Consider the following 22,311-nt stretch of genomic DNA (forward strand, 5'->3'; position numbering starts at 1 on the left):
ATATTTTCACAATTCAAAGGGGGGATAATATGGATTTAGAAGAATTATTAGGAAGAAAAAGAGTTTTAGAAATTGAGAAAGAAGCTATAAAAAAATATATGGGGCCACATGAACATGATGAAAATTTAGAGAAGGAATGGGAAAAAATAAATAAAGAACTAGAAGAAATTGAAAAAAAGATAGAAGAATTAAAATCAAAGGAAAATTAATGTGGAGCAAATGCTCCACATTTTTTAATATGAAATTATTTTTTAACATAATTAAAAATTAGATAGTATAATATATAATAGAATAAAAAATTAAATTGGTGGTGTGAAATGTTTGCAGAAAATATTGCAATTGGAAGATATATTGAAAAAAAATCTATAATGCATTCATTAGATCCAAGAGCAAAGTTGATAGGATTATTCTTTTTAGCTGGTTTTGCTTTTACAATAAATAGTTTTTATGATGTTGCTTTAATGTCATTTTATACTCTTGTATTAATGATATTATCTCGAGTTGGACTAAGAATGTACGGTAAATCAATAAAATCAATGTGGATGTTAATTTTATTTGCTTTTGTTGTTCAATTATTTAATTATGAAGGGAATGTTATTTACCAACTTTGGTTTATAAAGATAACAGATACAGGTTTATCTAATGCTGCAATAATAACATTTAGATTATTTTTTGCAATTATGCTGTCATCTGTATTAACATTGACAACTTCTCCAACATTATTAGCTAATGCTATGGAAGATGTTTTAATTTGGTTTAGAGTAAAAAGGTCATTTGCACATGAATTATCTATGGTTATGACTATTGCTATTAGATTTATACCTGTTATGGCGAGTGAAGCTGAAAGAATTTTTAAAGCGCAAATGAGTAGAGGGGCAAATTTTGATTCCAGAAAAATATCTGGAAGATTAAAGGGGTTAGTTGCAATAATTGTACCATTATTGGTATCTGCTTTAAGAAGAGCTGATGATCTTAGTGTTGCTATGGAAGCAAGATGTTATAATGGTTGGGAAGGAAGAACAAGGTATAAGGAATTTAATTGGAGATTTAGAGACACTATCTTTTTTATATCTTTTATATTTTTAGGAATATCTATGATATTAATATAAAATGAGGCCTTGGCCTCATTTTATATTATCATTAAACCATTCTATTATTAAATTGTATCTTTTAATTCTATGATCAGGTTTTCCATTTCTAGATAATTCATGATTTTCATCTGGGAATAATGCTAATTTTGTTTTTACTCCACGAACCTTTAATGCGGTATAAAATTGTAACGCTTCTGGAACCCAACATCTGTAATCTTTTAATGAATGAATTAATAATAATGGAGTATTAGCTTTATCTACATGAAATAATGGCGATGATTCTATATACTTTTCTTTATTTTCCCAAGGATGTCCTCCAATTTGATCAGTAACAAAGTAATATCCAATATCAGTGGTTCCATACATACTATACCAATTAGAAATAGATCTTTGGGATACAGCGGCTTTAAATTTATTAGTTTGTGTCACTATCCAGTTTGTCATATATCCACCATATGAACCGCCAGTAACTCCTAATTTGTTTTTATCTAAATTGAATTTTTCTACTATTGAATCTACTGCTTTCATTAAATCTCTATAATCAATAGTTCCGTATTTTCCCCTAATATCCGCAAATTCATTACCATACCCTTCGCTTCCATGTGGATTTGTAAATATTACGCCATATCCATTTGAAGCCAAAAGATGAAATTCAAACATAAAAGAATCACCATATGCAGTTTTTGGACCACCATGTATTTCGAGTATTGTTCCTTTATTTTCTTCTGTATATGGTGGTAAATACCATACATCTAAATCCTTGTTATCCTCGCTTTTAATCTTTAAATAATACGGTGGTTTTATAGTATAGTTCTTAATTATTTTTTCATTGAATTTTGTCAACTTTTTATTTTTGTTATAGAAATAAATTTCTGGTAAATTTAAGAAGTCTTGGTTAATGTATATAATATTTTCATCATTTATATCAAAATCTTCACATGAACCATCTTTTAATATTTTTTCTAATTTTCCATCAATTGTAACCTTATATAATGGAGCTCTTTCCTTTTCTGTAACTACAAAATAAATAGAGTTATTTATTAATTTTATTTTTCTTGTTGAACCAAATCTAACATCGGAATTTAATGAGTTACCAAAAGAAAGATCTAAATTATTGAATAAATCTATAATATTATTTTTACTCTTATAATAGTATAAATGAATATTTGTATTTAAACCATATTTTCCATCATGCCCTAAAAATATAAAATGTTTATCATCAACCCATTCAAGCCAATAAACCTTTTTGTAAGAAAGAGGAATTTCTTTCCATTGTTTTTTATTCAAATCATATACATATATTTCTGTTTCTGCAGGATATTTTACTCTATCCCTCCATACAATAACAGTCAATTTATTTTTATATAATGAAATAGCTAATGGCTCAAAATTATCTTTTGGTGGTTTAATTTCTCTTTCTTTTCCATTAATATTAGTATATACTAAAGAATATTTAAATCTTTCAATAAAAGATCCACCATTTTGCCAAATGGGTAAATTTTCAATTTCTCTAACATCAGAATCTTTTTCTTCCTCAATTTTCTTTATAGCATAAATTCCTTTTGAGTCTTCAGACCATTTAATATCTATATAATTTCCATTTTTTATTTTTGTTAAAAGATAAGGCTCTCCACCATCATATGGTATTAAATATAATTCTTGACCTTTAAAATCTTTATTTTTTTTGTCTATAAATAAAAGTAATTTTCCGTTAGGAGACCATAATGGATTTTTTCCTTTAACAAATTTTTTGTATTTACCAGAAAATGAAGATAAATAGATATAACTTTCATATTCATTTTTTACTATATTTGTTTTAACAAAAGCAAAAACTCGATCTTTTGGATGAATATTCAAACTACTTAAGAATGAAATCTTTTTTATATCTTTACTATTAAATAAATTATTCCCCATAAAATGTCCCCTTTCATTAATTAAAATCAATTAAATAATTTACTTACCTTCTCTTATTAATGATAGCATACCAATTAATATTAGTATAGAACATGGTAAAAAATAACTGGCTATAACATTATAATCAGCAATAAATCCCATTGTTGTTGTGATAATCATAGAACCAATTCCAGTTCCTGCAAATACAAGTCCTGATATTAATCCCACTTCTCTATGAGATAAATGAGCATTTAAATATTTTTGTGTTGCTGGGAAAATGGGGCCCAAGAATAATCCGTATATAGCAAATATAAAAGGTATTTTCAAAAAAAATAATATTAATAATGTAATAGAAGATATTATTGGCAAATAAAATGATGTTTTTTCTTTGAAAAAATAAAATAATTTATCTGAAATTACTCTACCAAAAGTAAAAAATAACCAAAATAAACTAATAAATATAGCAGAAGATTCTTTTGTGAAATTAAAAGAATTTTTAAATAAATTAGCGGCCCAAGTAATACTTCCAATCTCAGACCCTGCATATAACATAAGCATTATTAATGAGATAATAACAATTCTTTTTTTTATTAATATAAAACTTTCAGATAATGAAAAAGATTCATATTTTATATTTTCAGGTTTTTTAGTTATAAATATATATAATAATAGCAATGATATTAATATTAAATAAGTGCTAAATAAATTTCTATAACTCAAATTAAACTTTAAAAAAAGAGAAACTAGTAAAGGACCGATTATTCCACCTAAACCAAAAAATGCATGAAATAAACCATAATTCTGTAATTTTTCATCTAAATGATCATACATGGAAGTAGTAACAGAAAAAACTTGCCCCAAACCACCTCCAACAAAAAACATAGCAAGAATTAAACCTAAAAAATTATTTGAAAAAATAAAAATTAATATACTTAATATCAAGAAAAAAAATGATGAAATTAAACTATTTCTCAATCCTATAGTAGAAATAATAAATCCAGCAATAGTAGCAAATATTATATTTCCAATAGTATTTGTAAAAGGAAGTGCAGATGATTGAGATATAGTAACATTAAATGTTTCTTGAAATGTTGTCATTAAAGGAGAAATTGAATTTATGTATAATGAACTAATAAGAATAATTATAAATATAAATGATCTTTTCATATAACCTCACTTAGCCTCTTTAAAATTATTTAATATATAATCTTCATTTGTTTGAATGAGAATTATATCTCTAGAATTTGGTTCTGGATATTCAGAAAAACCTATTAAAAAGAATTTATTATCTTTTATAATTAAATCTGTAAATACAGTGTCTTGATTATCTATATCAAAAGTTTTAGCAAAGATTAAGTTACCATTTATATCAAATTTGGTTATTATACCAGTTCTTTGTATGGAGTTATTATATCTAAACCAACCAACAGAATATATATAATTTTTATATAATACAGCCTTTATTAAATTCACATCATTTACAAAAGGAATTGTTTTTTCAAAAATCTTATATCCGTTACTATCAATCTTTGAAATTAAAGGTTGTAATGTATCTCCAAAAGATGTTCCTAAAATAATATATTCATTTTTCGTTAGAATTAATATATCAGATGCAAAATCATCTTTAGAAGTTCCTATTGTCAAATCCCAAATTTTTTGACCCAATTCATTTGTTTTGATAATATAATAGTCATAGCCACCTTCGCCAAAGGATTTAGTGGTACCTAATAATACAAATGAATATTTGTCAATTCTTTTAACTTTACTTCCAAACTCTAATTCATAACCTCCAAAATCTCTTGACCAAATTCTATATCCATTCAAATTATATTTTGCAAATTGTATATTTGTTTCCATATTATCAGTGCCAATAGTACCAATATAATATAAATAGTTATCATCATATAATATATCGTTTATAGAATCTCTTTTAGAACCACCACTTTCTGAGTTCCAAATAACCTTCCCATCAGAAGTTAATGAGTATAATAACATATCTCCGCGTATTTCATTTTCCGCAGAAAATCCGCCAATTAAAATAGTGCCTTCATTTGTTATGTCTATTGCTTGCCCATATTTATTATTAGAAAAATCCCATGCTTTTAAATTCAAGAAATTAGTATTAATTTGTCCATATAATAGATTTAAACTGTTTTCTTTTTGAGTATATCCTGTAAAATATATAATATCATTAACAATTTTTGCATTGGCTATCATTTGAGCGTTTGTTATTTTTATTCTTTTAAAGACAAAAGACAAATCATCTGTAAAAAATGTACTCCAGTTGCTTTCAGTTCTTTGATTATTTTCAATAGCTATAACCTTCCAAAAATATTTTGTGTTTGGTTCTAATTGTATTAATATATTATTTTTTTTAATATTGTTTAATAATATATTTTTCATAATACCATTAGTTATTGCTTTTAATTGAATTTCAAAAGTAACTGACTCATTGTCATATTCAGGTAATGTCCAACTTAAAGTAGTAGTAAAATTAGAAATTTTTTCATTGTTTTTTGGATTTAAAAGTATAGGAGTAGGTAATTTGGTATCTTTAATAACAGGTATTATATTGTTTTCAAATTTCAAATCTAAACTTTTTAAGTTGATTGAAACATCGATTAAATCATTTTCAAATAATTCTATTATTTTATTGTAAGTTCCATCATTTAATGAGAAAATAATAGTATTTCTATCTGTAGTTATTATGTTTGATTTAATAGTTTGAGCGTTAAAATCTTGTTTCCATAATATGTTTCCGCTATAATCTATACAATATATTTTATCGCCAATTAAAATGATATTATTTTCAAAGAATAAAGCCTTATTAAAAGTAAAATCTAAATATATAGTATTTCTTTTTTTGGTATTAATATTGTATATAATTAATTTTTGATCTTTTTCTATAAAAATAAAATTATCATTTAAGTGGGCATATTTTACATTATCATCTATTTTATACATTTGATTATCATACGATAGTACATATAATACATCACTTATTTTTAACAACATAAAATTAGAATTTAAACCAATAAGATTAGCTGATATTTTATATTCTTTTATTGTTTTTCCAGAATAGTCAAAAATAATAATTTTATTATCTAAATTAACAATAAAAAAGTTGTTTAATAAATAAAGATTTTTAATAGTATTGTCGAAGTTTAAATTTAAAATCTCTTTGTAATTATTATCATATACATCAATTGAATTTTTTGAGTATAATATTAAATTGTCTTTTTTTAAATATATATTTTCATATGATTTATTGAGAGTAATACTTTTTACAGTTTTGCCGCTTTTAAAGTTATATATTTCAATAGAATTATTTTTTAAAATATATAACAAATCATTATTTACAAGTATGTCTTTAAAATCTGTTTTTAAATTATATACAATATCTCTATATGGATTATATATATCTATGTTATTATCATATGCATTAATAACATAATTATCTGAATAAAGGATTTTTTGTGAATTTTTTATTATAGAAACCCAAATTAATTCACCATTATAATAATCTCTTGTTGTAAAGGACCAAATTGGACTTTCGTATTTATTTATCCTCTCTTTTGCAACAACTTTCCAATAATACGTAGTTGAAGGTTTTAACAGCTTTAATGGATAAATATTAGAAGGAATATTTGAACCAAACAATTGGGGAGGATTAGTCTCCCCTAAATACAAATCATATGTATATTTTTTATTATCTGAAATCTCCCATTTCAAAACAAATCCTGTTGGTGAAAGATTATACTGATTATTTGAAGGGTAAATATTGTTTATTTCACCAAAAATACTAATTGAAAATATTAATAATAATATAATAAATCCCTTTTTTATAATATCACCACGCTTTTGTTATTTTAAAAGATTTATTTTCATATGTAACAATAAAACCTCTAGTTGTTGTATTTCCTGCACGATCCTTTGAAATTATTTCAATATAATTTGTGTCTTCTAATGTTATATTATCATTTTTTAAATATACCTTTTTTAAATAAGATTTTTCTTTAAAATTATTATATGATAAGCTTGTTGAATCTAAAGAATCTATATAAAAATTACTATCAATGGTTTTATCTATATTATTTACTTTTAAATTAATATCTGTTATTTCAACGTCATCTGAAATTTCTGCAATTATTATTAAATTTGTAGAATTACTTGAATATTTATTAGGCTCAATTAAATTTATTTCTGGAGGATATCCACCTATCTTAATCTTTTTTTCATAATATGCAGTATTTGATGCTCTATCAGTTGCAGTAATATTTAATGTTAAAATATCATTAATGCTATAATTGGAAGCTTTGAATTCATCAGTTGTAATAGTCGCTTCTTTGTTATTAACATCAGTTTTTACACTATCATCAGAATTAAATAAATATACAAAATCATCATTTTTTGAAATTGATAAAGTATAACTATATAAATCTTCTTTATTTAAAACATCAATATCTTTAATATTAGCAATAATATTAAATGTTCCTTCTACTGTATCATATATGCTTTCTTCTGGTAATAATTTTATTTTAGGTAATCTTCCGATTTTGATTTCTTTTTTTAGTGTAGTTTTATTTCCAATATTATCTTCAGCGCTTATTATTATATTTAACGCATCGCCATCTGGAATATTATCAATATTATATGGTTTTATAGAACTAACTTCAATTTCATTTTCTTTTATTCTATCAAATTTTAATGCGCTTATAATTTGATTATCTATAGATATTTCCCAATTTTTTAAATAAATGTCATCAGAGATCTTAAACTTTAGGTTAAACGGTTCGCTAATTAAGCTAGATGATGGTTCAATTAATTGTATAATTGGTTTTTGATCTTCTTTAATTGTACAACCAATTAAAAGAAATAATAGAAATAATGAAAATATAAAATATTTTTTCATATAAAATCCTCCCTGTTATTTTAATAATAATATTAATTTATCCAGTTTAGAAGCCCATAATAGAATATTTTTAGTTTTAAAATCATAAAAATTAGAATTTTCAATTTCATCAAGGGTTGGGTTTATATGCATATAAGATAATAAAACCTTAATAACATCTTCAAATGAATTAGTGTTATAATCTAATAATTCATCAAAATCTATAATATTTATATCATATTCAGAGATTAATCTAGATAATTCAAAATGTAAATCTTTCATTTCTTCAATTATATCATTTACAAATACATCTAATGAGCTAAAATTACCAAATACTCTATCTTGATAATATCTTAGTAAAAATCTTGATATTAACAAACCTTTTCCATCTTTCCAAATGAATTTAGACAATAATGTGGAAACTCTTTCAGATAGGCCATAATCTATACCACTTAATAATAAGGCGTTTAAAATAAGTTCGATTCCATCAACTTTTTCATTAATTTCATCTTTAATTAATTCTATTAAATCTATGTTATTTTTCTTTAAATTTCTGTATAATCCTAATTTGTCTATATCACCATATTCGTCAAAAGACTCTATTAAAGCCTCTGTATAATTATTATCTGATATAGATTCTAAGTAATTTAGATAAGAATCTAAATTATCTATAACTAAATGTAAATTGCCATATATTCCATAATTATTTAATTCAATAGCTATTTTTTTTGCAATTTCAATATTATCATTTGATAATAATGAAAACATATAAAATGTTTTTGCAGATATTTCAAATTCAGTGTCTTTTAACAAATTAATATAATGTTCAGTTTCTTTTAAATCACCAATAATGGCTGATAATTTTACAAGAAATAATAATATTAAATTTTTATTTTCTTCAGTTGATATTTCAAATGCTTTCTTAGCTGTTTCAAATGCTTTTAAATATTCACCAATATTTTTATAAGATATAGCTAATTCATGTAAAATAAAATCTTTTTCATATATCTTAGCAGCCTTTTCGAGTTTTTTTGTAGCCTCTATATGTTTGCCTAGTTTTGAATAAGTAAAAGCAATGTTGTATAATAATTCGTAATTTTCCGGGTCTTTAGATAAACCTTTTTCTTGTATATACATAGCATCTTCATATCTTTGTAATTGATTAAATAATATACCTAATCTTACATAAGCAGCAGAAAAGTTAGGGTCCTTTTTTAGTATTTCATTTAATTCTTCTATTGCTTCTGGAAATAAACCATTTTCAATATAAATATCGGCTATTTTTAAATGCGGGATTACAAATTCTGGATTTAATTCCATAGCATTTTTATAAGATTCTAAAGCTTCGTCATATAATTTCCTTTCAAACATCAAATTCCCTAACTCGAAATGGCCAAGATAGAAGTTTGGGTTTTTAACTAAAGATTCTTTTAATTCTATTTCTGCTAATTCGTCTTGGGAACTTTTTTTTAATAATAATGCTCTGTAAAAATGGAATCTATAATCTTCTCCACCAATAGTTTTAGCTTTATTTAAATAAAAATTGGCATTTTCAAAATCATTTTTATTTAAAAAGTTTTTAAAAGCTTCATAGTAGAAATATACTAAATAGCTTTTATAATATTCATCTTTAGATACTTCATATTGAGCTTCTAAACCTCTCAAAATAACATCTAATGGCAATTTATTATTATTTGTAACTTTTTTCATATCATCAACTAAAATTGGCATTTTAATTGGTAAATTATATAATTTTGCATATTCTGGTTTTAAATCTAAATAAACAATAGCATATTTTAACCCCATAATTTCACCTCGCATCTAATTTCATAACATGGGCAATTATTTTTGCAATTATAAAATACATATCTTCTGGTATTTCTGAAGGAATATCTAAAGAGTATAAGTCATTTACAACTTTTGTATTTTTTGTTATAGGTATTTTATTTTCCCTAGCAATTTCAAGTATTTTATCGGCAATCTTTCCTACGCCTTTTGCAATGACAATTGGAACATCATCTTCAAATTCTTTATATTTTATAGCAACAACTTTTTTATCCATATAATCCCTTCTTATTTAAGATTATTTCATCAGTTAAAGAGTGTAATTGTAAAACTTCAATTTTTATACCCTCTGATTTAATGGAATTTAATAATTCATCTAAATTTTCTTTAAAAATATCAATATTATTTTCAATATTAAATATTAGAGATATAGAATTGTTTTTTTCATAGATAATAGTATTTATTAAACCAAATAAATTTGATATGAAAGAAAATGAAATTCTTTTAACTTTTTTTTGCATGTTTTGCTCTAATATATCACTGATATTAATAAAAATAGGAATATTAAATATTTGAAAAAATATAAAATTTTGTTGAGGTATACTTTCTATTTGAGAAAATCTTTTATATGCGTCAATAGCTTTTTTAAAAAGTGGTTTTGTATCCTCTAAATCTTTAATATCTAAATTATTAACATTTGAATCTTTAACATTTAATTTACTAACGTTTAATTTATTAACGTCTAATTTTTTAACCTCCATTTTTATGTTATCTAATTTTTTTTCTTCTATATCAATATTATTTTTAGAAATATTTTCGGGTGATTCAAGTTTGTCTGGTTTAACAAATAGTTTAATTATAATTTCGGAACTATTTTTAGGATCTGGAACTTTTAAATTTGTATTTTCTATAATTTTATCTGCTACTTCTTTAATATATAGTTTTATAAAGCTTTTAAAGCTTTTATTGATTTTTGGTAATTCATATTGTTTTATATTTTTAATAAATTTACTAAGCCATATAATAAAATTTTTTATTTTTGGCATATTTAAACTACCATTTAAATTCATTTGAATTGGTTCATCAAATAAATTAAAATTAATAATATTTTCTATATTATTGTTTTCTATAATACTTAATAATTCTTTGACATGAATTGTGCTTTCTTGTTTTTCATCAATAATGTTAATATAATCTCCAGGTTTAAGATTTAAATTTGGATTTTCAATAATTATTCGTTTATTATTATCAATTTTTAATTGAATAATATCCTTATCTATTGCCTCAATTAAGGCAAGTAATGTTTTAATATTTTTTGTTTTAATAAATTCTTTAAGAAAATTTGTATTAAAAATACCATTTAGAATAATTATCACTCACTTTAACATATCATAATCTTCAGGAAAATCATATACAATTTTTCCATATTTTCCATCAGATAATTCTTTTAAAAATATATTCATAGCTCGTTCTGTATCATATGAATTTCCAGACGCAATAAAATTTCTTTTTTTTGCAAAAAGTTCTATAAAAGCCAAATAATCTTCAGGGATTTCATTTGATTTCAAAGCATTTTTTATTATTTCTGGATATTTTTCCTTGAAGAAATTAAATCCATATTCTATTGCAAATTCTTTTTCATCTTCTTCGGGTTTTAGGGAACCAATAAGAATTAGTTTATACAATATCTTTTTATTATATATTTCGCTATATAATATTCCAGGAGTATCTAATAACATAAATTGATCATTTACACTAATCCATTGAACACCTCTAGTTACACCTGGTGTATTTCCTACTCTTAATGATTTTTTCCCTTTAATACTATTAATTAGAGTTGATTTTCCAACATTTGGAATACCAGCAACCATGACCCTTAATTCACTGAATTTTTTTGGAAAAGACTTATATACAACTTTAGTTAAAAAACTTCTAATACTAACATTTTTTAATGATGTTTTTAAAACTTTATATCCCTTACTCTTATAATAATTTTCCCAAAAAATCAAATTTTTTTCATCCGCAATATCTACTTTATTAAATAATATTATTCTATCTTTGTTTTTGAATAAATCTTCAAATTCATATGCCCTACTAGCATATGGCGCTCTAGCATCTACTAGTTCTAAAATTCCTTGAACTGTTTTTAAATAAGTTTTAATTTTACTTTTAGCCTTTTTAATATGTCCAGGATACCACATTGTATTCACCTCATTATATATTATAACAATTTTTTATAATAACAAAAAATCCGGGGTACTCCCGGATTATTATGGTGCCCCCAGGAGGAATCGAACCTCCATTTGCGGATTAGGAATCCGCCGTTCTATCCGTTGAACTATGAGGGCATAATTAAATTTAGGACTAAGAATATTTTAACAAAAAAAATGGATAAAATCAATAAAGAAAATATAAATAGAAAATTAAAAACTATATATTCCAATATGAAAAAAGATCGATAAATTTATCAATAGATAAATTTTCAGGACGTGTTTTAGGATCTATAGAACATTTTTTTAATATTTCATCTGTATTTTCACCAAATATTCCTTTTAAATTATTTTTTATAGTTTTTCTTCTTTGAGAAAATGCAATATGAATAAATTTAAAGAATTTATTCTTATCTATATCAGGAATATTTTCTTTTGGAGTTAATTTAATAACAACTGAATCAACCTTTGGATTAGGTATAAAAGCATGAGGAGGAACTGTAATAATTTTTTCAACATTACAAAAAAATTGTACAAATATACTTAAAGGACTATAATCTTTTCCAGAAGTTGCTATCATTCTATTACCATATTCTTTTTGAACCATCAAGGTAGCTAATTGAAAATCCGGTGTTTCCATAAATATTTTTTCTAAAATTGGAGATGTAATATAATATGGAATATTTGCAACATATTTTGGGTTATTAAAATTAGACAAATCAGCTTTTAAAAAATCAATAAATTGAATGTGCACATTATTAAAATTTTTAAATCTTTCTTCTAGAAGAGGTTTTAATCTTTCATCTATTTCAAAAGCAAAAATATTTGCTCCAGATTGAGCCAAAGCTTCGGTTAATGTACCAGCTCCAGGTCCTATTTCAATAACAATATCATCTTTAGAAATATCAGATTTTTGTACGATTTTTTTAGCGTATTCTTGTGTTGAAAGAAAGTTTTGACCAAGACTTTTTTTTAAAAATATATTATATTTTTTTAGCCATTCACTAGTTTTCATATGATTCTCCCTTCAGTTGACAAACTTCAAAAAATATAGTATAATAACGATAAATTTAAATAAATGCCAATAAAACAGAATAATAACCACATATAGGAAAATTAAGTAATTCCCCCTGTTTAACATTTAGCAGCCAAAAAGGCTGCTTTTTTTATATATTTTTTAGATATGGATAAATAAATATATTCCAGATGTTTCTAATTATAATTAGAAGAGGTATAGTAATCAAAACACCTACGACACCAAATACCTGTCCAAAAATTAATAAAGATATTAGAACTAAAAACCAATTTAAATTTACTTTTCCACCAGAAATTCTTGGAGATAATATCCAAGTTTCTATTTGATTAGCTATAACTAGTATAACAATAGCTTTAATTATTCCAGATAATCCAAAATTAGTAAAACCTAATAGAGTCAAAGGTAAAGCTGTAATAACAACACCTAAATAAGGGATGAAATCTGTTATTCCTGCTAAAATTCCAAGGAAGACTGCATAAGGGAACCCTAATATTAAAGATAAAAACCAAGTTATCAAACCAACAAAAAATGCAGTTATAATTTGCCCTGAAACAAACTTTCTTAAATCTATATATGTTGTTAATAGAAATCTTTTTGTTTTCTTTATTTCTGAGTTTGGAAAAAATTTATCGATTGAATTAAACAAATTTTTACTTGCTATAGCTATATATGCAGATGCAACTATAAGTAGTAATCCTACAGTAATAAAATTAGAAATATTCGATGCAATATACGTTGCTATTTGAACTATTATATCATTTAAATAGTTATTTGTAGTATCTAAAAAAGTATTAACTACTTCACCGGCCTTACCAGGTATTACATTTAAATCAATTTTTGTTACTGTATCAAAAGCTTTTTTCCCTTCTTCTATAGTAATTGGTATTATGCTATATAGCACATATACCAATGTTCCATAAAATATTAAAGAAGATAAGGGAGCAGAGATTTTTCTAGAAATCTTTAATTTCTCTAAGTAACTAGCTATTACATCAATTAAAATTGTAAAAAATAGAGCGACAATTAAACTTCCTATAATAGTAGGGAATGTTTTTAATAATACTAAGAAAAAAATTAGATAAGAAATAATAAACCAGAAAGTTTTTGGCATATAATCACCCTAATCATTATTTAATTTTATTAAATTATTATATTTTATATTTATATCATCATTTGAAATAATAAAATCATATTCATAATTTAAATCTTCTTTTAATGCAGTAGATGTTTTATTTCTCTTATAGTACCACCAAAATATATAAGGGTCTATAGCTAAAATATCAGCTTTATTATATATATTACTATTTTTTATTATCAAATTATTAATTAAAATAGAATTAGAGTCAATATTTTCTAATTTATATTCCTTTTTTTCTATTAATTCTATGGCTAAATTTTGATTGTTTAAAAATCTTTGAAGTATAAAAAGAGCACTATTTTGATCTTTAGCTTTTTTAGCCTTTTTAGAATTTAAAAAACTCTTTGTCAATGAATAACTTTGTTGTGTAGTTAATCTTTCGTCAATAAGAAAAACTTTTGAATTAAATATTTTTTTTAAATTAATAGAAAATTCAATGGTTTCGTATGTCTGTTTTGAATATCTTCCAGACATTGATATAGGGAGACCTACTACAAAAATATCTTCATCTTTATATATATTTTTCAAATAGTTTATAATCTTATCAGTTCTTACTGTATCTTTTACAGTAGCAACTTTTATTATTGAGTTACTTGTAGCAATGCCGGTTTTACTTAAACCATAATCTAGACCAATGTAATTCAAAATTTCAACATCTCCTCAATAATATCAGTCTTAGTTTTTTTTGTTTCATAGTCAATATTCATATCTTTTAATATAGATTCAACATCTTTTATATCTTCTTCCGACACAGCGATTATAGGGAATCCACCTAGAGGAAAGAATTTTGAAAAAATTTTATTTTTTCTTAAATTATCCAACACTTTAACCAAATGCTTTTGTTCTACTTTAATATACATGTTTAAATCTTTAGTTGTTTTTTTCATTATTTTACCTCCGCAATTTGATTGTTTAGTAATGAAATTAAACTTCTTGATTTGAAATTTGTAAAAAATCTAATGGAATTTTTTATTATCCATTTATCTAATATACTTTCCTTTGATTTTACATTTTTATGTATTAAATCTAATCTAAAGTCATCCATTGTTTTTAATCCATCAGATGTATTTATTACTATTCCAGAATTTATTAGTTCATCAACTATATTCTTTGTAAATTCTATGTCATTATTAAAGTATTCTTTAGAAATAGTATTAATATTTATGTTGTTATTTTCTTTAATTATTTCATATACTTTCTTAAGCATTTCTGTTGATGGATATATTCTTGAAAAATCATACATAAATTTTGTAGAAAAATCATTATTATATGCCATAACAAAAATTATATTATCTTTTTTGTTATGTGGCCAAGATGAAATTAAATCTAATAATTCAAGTCGTGTTTTTGGAACATCATATAACATTATTATTGACTGCCTATCTTTCTGTTCTAAAGATATACCATCATTAGTAAATTCAGAAATTAATATTCTTGATGGTCCTTTTTTATTTAATTCTCTAATATTAATTTTTTCAAAAAATGTATGCATATGAGAGTAATATAAAATGAAATCTTCTGAGTATTCATAAGTGCTTGATATATAATTTTTAAGGTTTTTATATGGTTCAATACTATTTACAAATATATTAAGGTTTTTCGAATTGTATAGATAATCTTTTATTAAAGACAATTTGTTTGAATTAACTTCGTTAATTACTTCAAAAGGAGGTACATTGGAGTTTACATTCGCTACTCTATATCCACTCATTTTTAAAAACTCTTTTATACTTTCATCATAAAATGTTCCAAATATATTTATGTTATAATTTTTAGATCTAACTATTTTCCTTAATTGAATATACTCTGTTATATTAGCTATAGTTGGATGAGAAAATGAATATATTGGTTCATCTATTAATATATTATTTGAAAAATCATTTAATCTTTGAATATTTTGAATATAAGCTGGTACAGTAACTAATATAACTTTTTTACTTTTTAAAATAGTATTTTCTATTTTTGATTTTTTATTATAATAAATGCTATCAGAAGATATATATTGATTAATTATTTTATATGTATATTCTAGCAATAAATGAGAAGCGCCTATAATTATTAAATTTTCTCCTTTTGAAATCTTGTTTTTAATTTTTTCTATTAATAATGTATTCTTAATTTTTAAAGGAGCAAATATAGCAGTTTTATTTTGTTCAATCATATCTAATAATATTTTATACTTATAATTTGCTAAATGATGAACATTATCTTTAGCGTGTAAAGATATTAATATATTACCTGAATTACCTTTTTCTGTTAATGAATCTCCTATGAATTCAATATCTTTAATATAGAATTTTAAAATTTTTTGATTGCTATAGAATGTTCTTTCTATTCTAAAATTACCAACAAGATTACACTTCACATTTCCAGTTAAATTATCTTTTCTATTAGCTAATACACTATATCCAACAACTTCAAATATCATACCTTTTTCTGTTTTTGCTATAGCAGCTATATTTTCATCTTCAGCACCAAATATTTTTACTTTTTCTAAATTTACATTTTTTATTAAAAATGTTGGTTCTGGATTTTTATAACCATATGGTTCTAAAGCAGAAATATCATCAAAAAATGAATTCCAAAGATTTTCAATTTCCATGTCAATTTCAATTTCCGCTTCAGGTTCCTTATCGCCATATACATTATAATAAACCCTATTTATTTCATCTCTTAAGTATTCAATTCTATCGGAATCTATAGTAAAACCAGCGGCTAATTCATGTCCGCCATATTCTTTAAAGAAATTTTCATCTTTTTGCGATAAATTTTTCATTAATTCAATTAAACTAATTCCTTGAGGACTTCTTGCTGATCCTTTACCAGTATCGTCATCATTTGTTGTTGAAACTAGTAATACGGGCTTATTAAACTTATTTGATAATTTAGAAGCTACAATTCCCAATACGCCTAAATGCCAATCCTGACCACTTAAAACAATAACCTTTTTATCATGAAAATCAGGATTTATATCCATTAAACTCAATGCTGATTTATATATTCTTCTTTCATGTTTTTGTCTTTCTGTGTTTAAATCAAGTAATTGTTTCACTTTTTTATCTAAATTTTTATTGTCTTCTGTCATTAATAATTCAAAAGCTTTCATGGCATCAGCCATTCTACCAGCGGCATTTATTTTTGGAGCAATTTTATATGCTACAACATATGATTTTACATCTTCTGGAACAATTCCTATTTCTTTCATTAAATACCTTAAAGCTGGATTAGGATTAGTTCTTATCTTATCTAATCCTTTTTTTACAAAATATCTATTTTCTGATCTTAACGGAACAATATCGGCAATAGTCCCCAAAGCTACAAGGTCTACCAAAGAGAAAGGATCAAATGAAGTATTTTTTAAAGTGTTATGAACAGCTAAAAGTACTTTAAAGGCAACACCAACGCCTGATAAACCATTAAATGGATAATTATCATCTTTTCTTTTAGGGTTTACAACGGCATCTGCATTCGGTAATACATCCTGTGTTTCGTGATGATCTGTTACTATAATCTTCATGCCTTTTTCTTTTGCGTGGGCAACTTCTTTTAAAGAAGTTGTACCACAGTCAACGGTAATAATGTTTTTATATCCTTTTTCATATAATTCATCAATAGCCTCTGTATTTAAACTATATCCTTCATCAATTCTATTTGGGATATATGCTTCAACATCCCAACCTAGCGCCTTAAAACCTTGATATAGAACGGCGGCTGCGGTTACGCCGTCAGCATCATAATCTCCATATACAACTAATTTTTCTTTTTTGTTTTTAATATCAATTAGAATATCTACAGTTTTATCCATATCTTTTAATAGGAATGGATCAATTATTGAAGATTCATCGGGATATAAAAATTCTTCTATATCTTCTTTTGTCTTAATATCTCTCGCAATAAGTAATTTTATTAAAAATTCTGATAGTCCAGTTTCATTAGCTAGTTTCCTAGCTAGTTTTTGATTTTCTATAAATAAAGGACTATCAGAGTCCCAAAAGACCCTCCAGTTCTTTTTCAAAATATTCTCTCCTCTCTATTTATTTTTTTATTTATTATTTTAATTATACAGAATTTTTGCTACAAATAATATTAGGGATATATTCCATTAATATTAATTTAAGGTTAATTGAATTTATTGATATTAGTATAAAAATAATTATGAACTTTAAGAAAAAATTGTGTTATAATTTATATAAGGCTATCTATAATGTATCTTTAGGAGGGGGATTTTATGGAATTCAAAAAAGCTAGTGAGGTTCCCATGGTAACAATTGTAGATTTAGTAAATAATACATTTAAAGATTATTCAGTCCCTATTAACTGGACTATAACATCTTTTGAATATGATGTTAGAGAAAATTCAATATCTTTAGATGATTCTTATATAGTATATGAATCTGGGAATCCAATAGGTTTTTCTCTTGTATCTATAAGAGGGGCAAGGGGAAGGATAGATGCATTTGGTTTTTTAAAAGAATATAGATTAAAGGGATATGGATCAGAATTATTATATTATACAACTGAAAAAATGAAATGGAGAGGGATTACTAAAATTATTTTGGAAGTTGTAGATGAAGAAAAAAGTGCAAAAAAGTTCTACAATAAACATGGATTTAAAGAGAAAAGAATATTAGAAAGTTTTGTTAAATATTTGGAAAAGATAGAAGAACCTAAATTTAACTATATTCAGACAGATTGTAAATATATTCATGATAGGGCTGTAGAAGCTTTGCATTATGTTGGAAGAAATCCTAATTGGCAAAGAGAGCCTAAAACTTTGGAATTGTCTAGAGATAGGTATCAGATGGAAAGAATAACAAATAAAGGGTTTACAATAGGGTATGTTGTTTGGGGCACAACAAAAGAAGGAGCTTTTATTGTCGATATTTCTCCGATAATTGATGAATCTAAGTATGAAGAAATAGTTCAAGATTTTTTAAATAGACTAGCATTTATGAATTTTAAAAGTGTAACTATGGTATCTTTACCAGAGAATGATCCGCTTTATAATATCTTAAAAAAGAAAGAGTTTTCACCATTCTTGAAACAAATAGAAATGGAAAAAAGAATACATTAGCTCGCGACAATTTAGTCGCGAGTTTTCCATTCTTTTCTTAAAATTCCCATGATTATTTCATCATGATATTTTCCTTCTCTGAAAATTTCTTCTCTTAAAACTCCTTCAACTTTAAATCCTATCTTTTCATATGATTTAATAGCTCTCTTATTAAATTCAAATACATATAATTTTATTTTATTAATATTCATTTCATTAAATATAAAATTGACTAATAACTCCATAGCCTCTGTTCCATATCCATTATTTAAAAAAGGTTTTCCTAAAAAAATTCCAACCGTAGCAACAGAATTTTTCCAATCAATTTCGTTTATTCCGCATCCGCCTATATATTTATTATCTTCAATCCTTTCTATAGCAAAACTATATTTTCCATTATCAAAAGGGTTATTGTTTTCATACCATTTTTCTTCATCTTCTATTCTAAATGGAAAAGGGATTCCAGGAGTTGTAAATTTCCTAATTTCATAGTCATTAATATATTCTAAAACATCTTTTAAATCTTTTTTTGAATACCCCCTTAATCTAATTTTTTTTCCATCTATCATCTAGATTCCCCCTTTATGTTTCAAAATATTTAAATTAATGTATTATAACAAATACATATAATTTCTGTCAAACAATATCTTCATCAAAAATTATATTTTGTGATATTTTTTAATGATATAATATGAAAAAAAGTAAAATGGGGTGATTATATGATTTTTGATACAATTGCAGCTATATCATCGCCATTAGGTACTGGTGCAATATCTGTAATTAGAATTACGGGAGATAAAACAAAAGAATTAATTAATGATATGTTTGATATAACAAATCCAGAACCTAAAAAAATGTATTATAGTTGGATAAAAGAAAAAAATGAAATAGTCGATGAAGTTACATGGGTATATCATAAAGGGCCAAAAAGTTTTACAGGTGAAGATATGCTTGAAATATTTGGCCACGGAGGTATCTTAGTCACAAAAAAGATATTGAATTTAATTTTATCAAAAGGTATAAGAGAAGCATTGCCTGGGGAATTTTCAAAAAGAGCAGTTATGAATAAAAAAATGGATTTAGTAAAAGCAGAAGCAATTAATGAGTTAATTCATGCTAATTCTGATTATGCATTAAAAGCCGCTGCAAATCAAATGGAAGGGAAACTTTCTGAACAAATAAATTCACTGAAAAAAGAATTATTTAATATTGCTTCTAGAATTGAAGTTGAGATGGATTATCCAGAGGATTTCGAGGTTGATAATTTCGAATTTTTAAATTCATTAAATAATATAAAAGAAGATTTAATATATTTATATGAAAATGCAGATAACGGAATATCAGCCATTGAAGGTATAAAAATGGCTATAGTTGGAAAGCCTAATGCTGGCAAATCAACGCTTTTAAATGCTTTACTAAGAAAAGATAGGGCTATAGTAACAAATATTCCAGGAACAACTAGAGATACAATAGAAGAAAATTTAAATATAAGAGGTATTTTTATAAGATCTATAGATACAGCTGGGATAAGGGAAACGGATGATGTAGTAGAAAAAATAGGTGTAGAAAGATCTTTGAAAGCGATAGAAGAATCAAAATTAATATTATTTGTATTAGATAATTCAACAGGTATAGAAGATTATGATATTGAAATATATGAAAGAATTAAGAAGTATAGTGATAAGGAAATAATAATAGTTGTAAATAAAACAGATGTTGAAAATAAATTTGAAATACCGTGGAATTATGATATAGTAAAAATATCTGCTTCAAAAGGGAATATAAAAAATTTAGAAGATAAAATATACGATAAGCTAAAAAATTTGGTTATAACAAATGAATTAACTTTAACAAATGAAAGACAAAAAAATGCTGTCAAGAAAGCTATTGATTCAATTTCTAATGCAATAGAAGGAATAAATTTAGGGTTAACCAATGATGCTATAATGTTTGATGTTAGAAAAGCTATAGAAGGATTAAACGAATTAACAGGAGAAGACTATACAGAAACATTATTGGATAATATTTTTGGAAATTTTTGTGTTGGAAAGTAGGTGTGACTATGAATTATTTGGTATTATCTGTTATTTTTGGATTAATCCCATTAATGCAAGTAGTTATAAAAGGATGGTTGTTTTTTGGAATTTCTTTAATAGCTTTTATTATTTTTTATCAAATATTAAAATCAAAAGGTAAAAGAGTTTTTTCATTTCTTGCAGGGACTATAATAGCAAGTGAAGCTATTGCAATGATTTTTGGATTTACCAATTTCTTTGTATTATTTTATCTTTTAGTTGTTTCTGGTGTTTTTTTAGTAGCTGCAAATGAAGAAAATAAAGTGGATATTTTAAAAGATTATATAACCTTAAATAAATATAATAAGAATAATTGGAAGTTTTACCATTTATTCTTTGGTAGAGGTGAGATAACTTCCTTAGAAGAAGCTGGGAAATTATTACCTTCAGTATTTGCTATTGGTGAAAAAAACATTGCTTTTTCATTTAAAATGCCAAATGGAGATTATTATAAACAAATTATTTCAAAAACAAATATTGAAGAATATAATCTTTATGATATTAAGGGGAAACAAGATATTTATTATGTAAAAATGCAAGATTTATTTTTACCTAATAGACGTATAAGAACATTGCATAAACCTTATTTAGAAACCTTTTGTCTAACTATTACTACAAAAGATGGAGAAATGATATCATTTTATGAAGAACCTGATGTTTTACAAAAGATAATAAAGGAATTAGAAAAAATTTAATTTGTAAAAATCTTGAAATATTTTTTTACTTGACTAGTAATCTTTTTTATGGTATTATAATTCTCGGACAGCGAATGAGTCGGAGCGTAGCGCAGTTGGTAGCGCGCCGGTCTTGGGAACCGGAGGTCGCTGGTTCGACCCCAGTCGCTCCGACCAGAAGGTGGCGACCTTAGATGTGCGGCTGTAGTTCAATTGGTAGAACACTGGCCTTCCAAGCCAGGGGTTGCGAGTTCGAGTCTCGTCGGCCGCTCCAGCGCCCATAGCTCAATAGGATAGAGCATTGGATTTCTAATCCAAGGGTTGGGGGTTCGAATCCCTCTGGGCGCGCCACCTTTTTTTTTAGTGATGGTGGCATTAGTTCAGTGGTAGAACGCCTGACTGTGGATCAGGATGTCGTGGGTTCAAATCCCACATGCCACCCCAACAAAAAAGGAAGCCTAGGCT

Annotated in this window: 19 protein-coding genes and 5 tRNA genes; 9 read left to right on the forward strand and 15 right to left on the reverse strand. The window is 24.9% G+C overall.

Going from position 1 to position 22,311, the window contains the following annotated elements:
• Positions 1-29 precede the first annotated feature (29 nt).
• Both AS160_RS10365 and AS160_RS10370 read left to right on the forward strand, forming a co-directional pair.
• Complete coding sequence (locus tag AS160_RS10365; protein WP_165148658.1) at positions 30-209, forward strand: hypothetical protein; 180 nt, start codon at positions 30-32, stop codon at positions 207-209.
• A 108-nt stretch (positions 210-317) separates the two neighbouring features.
• The gene (locus AS160_RS10370) at positions 318-1,109 is read left to right on the forward strand and encodes an energy-coupling factor transporter transmembrane component T (protein ID WP_165148660.1); all 792 of its coding nucleotides are present in this window, start codon (positions 318-320) and stop codon (positions 1,107-1,109) included.
• Between the two features lie 15 nt (positions 1,110-1,124).
• On the opposite strand, the gene AS160_RS10375 is transcribed toward AS160_RS10370, so the two are convergent.
• From AS160_RS10375 to recJ, 14 genes are all read right to left on the reverse strand, one after another.
• The gene (locus tag AS160_RS10375; RefSeq protein WP_165148662.1) at positions 1,125-3,005 is read right to left on the reverse strand and encodes a S9 family peptidase; all 1,881 of its coding nucleotides are present in this window, start codon (positions 3,003-3,005) and stop codon (positions 1,125-1,127) included.
• Between the two features lie 39 nt (positions 3,006-3,044).
• Positions 3,045-4,151, reverse strand: coding sequence for an MFS transporter (locus tag AS160_RS10380; RefSeq protein ID WP_165148664.1), 1,107 nt, complete (start codon positions 4,149-4,151; stop codon positions 3,045-3,047).
• A 6-nt stretch (positions 4,152-4,157) separates the two neighbouring features.
• Entirely contained in the window at positions 4,158-6,716 is a 2,559-nt protein-coding gene (locus AS160_RS10385; RefSeq protein WP_165148666.1) for a fibronectin type III domain-containing protein, read from the reverse strand.
• 118 nt (positions 6,717-6,834) lie between these two features.
• Complete coding sequence (locus tag AS160_RS10390; protein WP_165148668.1) at positions 6,835-7,896, reverse strand: hypothetical protein; 1,062 nt, start codon at positions 7,894-7,896, stop codon at positions 6,835-6,837.
• A 15-nt stretch (positions 7,897-7,911) separates the two neighbouring features.
• Positions 7,912-9,681: a tetratricopeptide repeat protein gene (locus AS160_RS10395; protein ID WP_165148671.1), complete on the reverse strand. Its 1,770-nt coding sequence runs from the start codon at positions 9,679-9,681 to the stop codon at positions 7,912-7,914.
• Positions 9,682-9,685: 4 nt separating this feature from the next.
• The gene (locus AS160_RS10400; RefSeq protein ID WP_165148674.1) at positions 9,686-9,937 is read right to left on the reverse strand and encodes an EscU/YscU/HrcU family type III secretion system export apparatus switch protein; all 252 of its coding nucleotides are present in this window, start codon (positions 9,935-9,937) and stop codon (positions 9,686-9,688) included.
• Positions 9,930-11,036, reverse strand: coding sequence for a hypothetical protein (locus AS160_RS10405; protein ID WP_165148677.1), 1,107 nt, complete (start codon positions 11,034-11,036; stop codon positions 9,930-9,932). Before AS160_RS10405 ends, AS160_RS10400 begins: the two co-directional genes overlap by 8 nt.
• Complete coding sequence (gene ylqF, locus AS160_RS10410; RefSeq protein ID WP_165148680.1) at positions 11,037-11,861, reverse strand: ribosome biogenesis GTPase YlqF; 825 nt, start codon at positions 11,859-11,861, stop codon at positions 11,037-11,039.
• Between the two features lie 72 nt (positions 11,862-11,933).
• Positions 11,934-12,008 (reverse strand) — tRNA-Arg (locus tag AS160_RS10415).
• Between the two features lie 82 nt (positions 12,009-12,090).
• Complete coding sequence (gene rsmA / locus AS160_RS10420) at positions 12,091-12,885, reverse strand: 16S rRNA (adenine(1518)-N(6)/adenine(1519)-N(6))-dimethyltransferase RsmA (RefSeq protein WP_165148683.1); 795 nt, start codon at positions 12,883-12,885, stop codon at positions 12,091-12,093.
• Between the two features lie 151 nt (positions 12,886-13,036).
• Positions 13,037-14,017, reverse strand: coding sequence for an AI-2E family transporter (locus AS160_RS10425; RefSeq protein WP_165148686.1), 981 nt, complete (start codon positions 14,015-14,017; stop codon positions 13,037-13,039).
• A gap of 9 nt (positions 14,018-14,026) precedes the next feature.
• Positions 14,027-14,689, reverse strand: a complete 663-nt coding sequence (gene ruvX, locus AS160_RS10430; RefSeq protein ID WP_165148689.1) for a Holliday junction resolvase RuvX — start codon at positions 14,687-14,689, stop codon at positions 14,027-14,029.
• Positions 14,686-14,931, reverse strand: coding sequence for a hypothetical protein (locus AS160_RS10435; RefSeq protein WP_165148692.1), 246 nt, complete (start codon positions 14,929-14,931; stop codon positions 14,686-14,688). Before AS160_RS10435 ends, ruvX begins: the two co-directional genes overlap by 4 nt.
• Positions 14,931-18,059: a single-stranded-DNA-specific exonuclease RecJ gene (gene recJ / locus AS160_RS10440; RefSeq protein ID WP_165148695.1), complete on the reverse strand. Its 3,129-nt coding sequence runs from the start codon at positions 18,057-18,059 to the stop codon at positions 14,931-14,933. The genes AS160_RS10435 and recJ overlap by 1 nt, the downstream gene beginning before the upstream one ends.
• 213 nt (positions 18,060-18,272) lie before the next feature.
• On the opposite strand from recJ, the gene AS160_RS10445 reads away from it, so the two are divergent.
• Positions 18,273-19,118: a GNAT family N-acetyltransferase gene (locus AS160_RS10445; protein WP_165148698.1), complete on the forward strand. Its 846-nt coding sequence runs from the start codon at positions 18,273-18,275 to the stop codon at positions 19,116-19,118.
• 11 nt (positions 19,119-19,129) lie between these two features.
• Here AS160_RS10445 and AS160_RS10450 read toward each other — a convergent pair whose 3' ends face one another.
• Positions 19,130-19,666, reverse strand: a complete 537-nt coding sequence (locus AS160_RS10450; RefSeq protein WP_165148701.1) for a GNAT family protein — start codon at positions 19,664-19,666, stop codon at positions 19,130-19,132.
• Between the two features lie 150 nt (positions 19,667-19,816).
• Between AS160_RS10450 and mnmE the strand changes: the two genes are divergently transcribed.
• The 6 genes from mnmE (at position 19,817) to AS160_RS10480 (ending at position 22,290) form a co-directional block, all read left to right on the forward strand.
• The gene (gene mnmE, locus AS160_RS10455) at positions 19,817-21,151 is read left to right on the forward strand and encodes a tRNA uridine-5-carboxymethylaminomethyl(34) synthesis GTPase MnmE (RefSeq protein WP_165148704.1); all 1,335 of its coding nucleotides are present in this window, start codon (positions 19,817-19,819) and stop codon (positions 21,149-21,151) included.
• Between the two features lie 8 nt (positions 21,152-21,159).
• On the forward strand, positions 21,160-21,867 hold the full coding sequence (locus AS160_RS10460) for a hypothetical protein (RefSeq protein ID WP_165148707.1): 708 nt from the start codon (positions 21,160-21,162) through the stop codon (positions 21,865-21,867).
• Positions 21,868-21,947: 80 nt separating this feature from the next.
• Positions 21,948-22,023, forward strand: a tRNA-Pro gene (locus tag AS160_RS10465).
• Positions 22,024-22,044: 21 nt separating this feature from the next.
• Positions 22,045-22,120, forward strand: a tRNA-Gly gene (locus AS160_RS10470).
• Positions 22,121-22,197: transfer RNA gene (locus AS160_RS10475), tRNA-Arg, on the forward strand.
• Positions 22,198-22,215: 18 nt separating this feature from the next.
• Positions 22,216-22,290: transfer RNA gene (locus AS160_RS10480), tRNA-His, on the forward strand.
• The last annotated feature ends 21 nt before the right edge of the window (positions 22,291-22,311 follow it).

Origin of the sequence: Marinitoga sp. 38H-ov (assembly GCF_011057715.1) — a bacterium.
GTDB lineage: Bacteria > Thermotogota > Thermotogae > Petrotogales > Petrotogaceae > Marinitoga.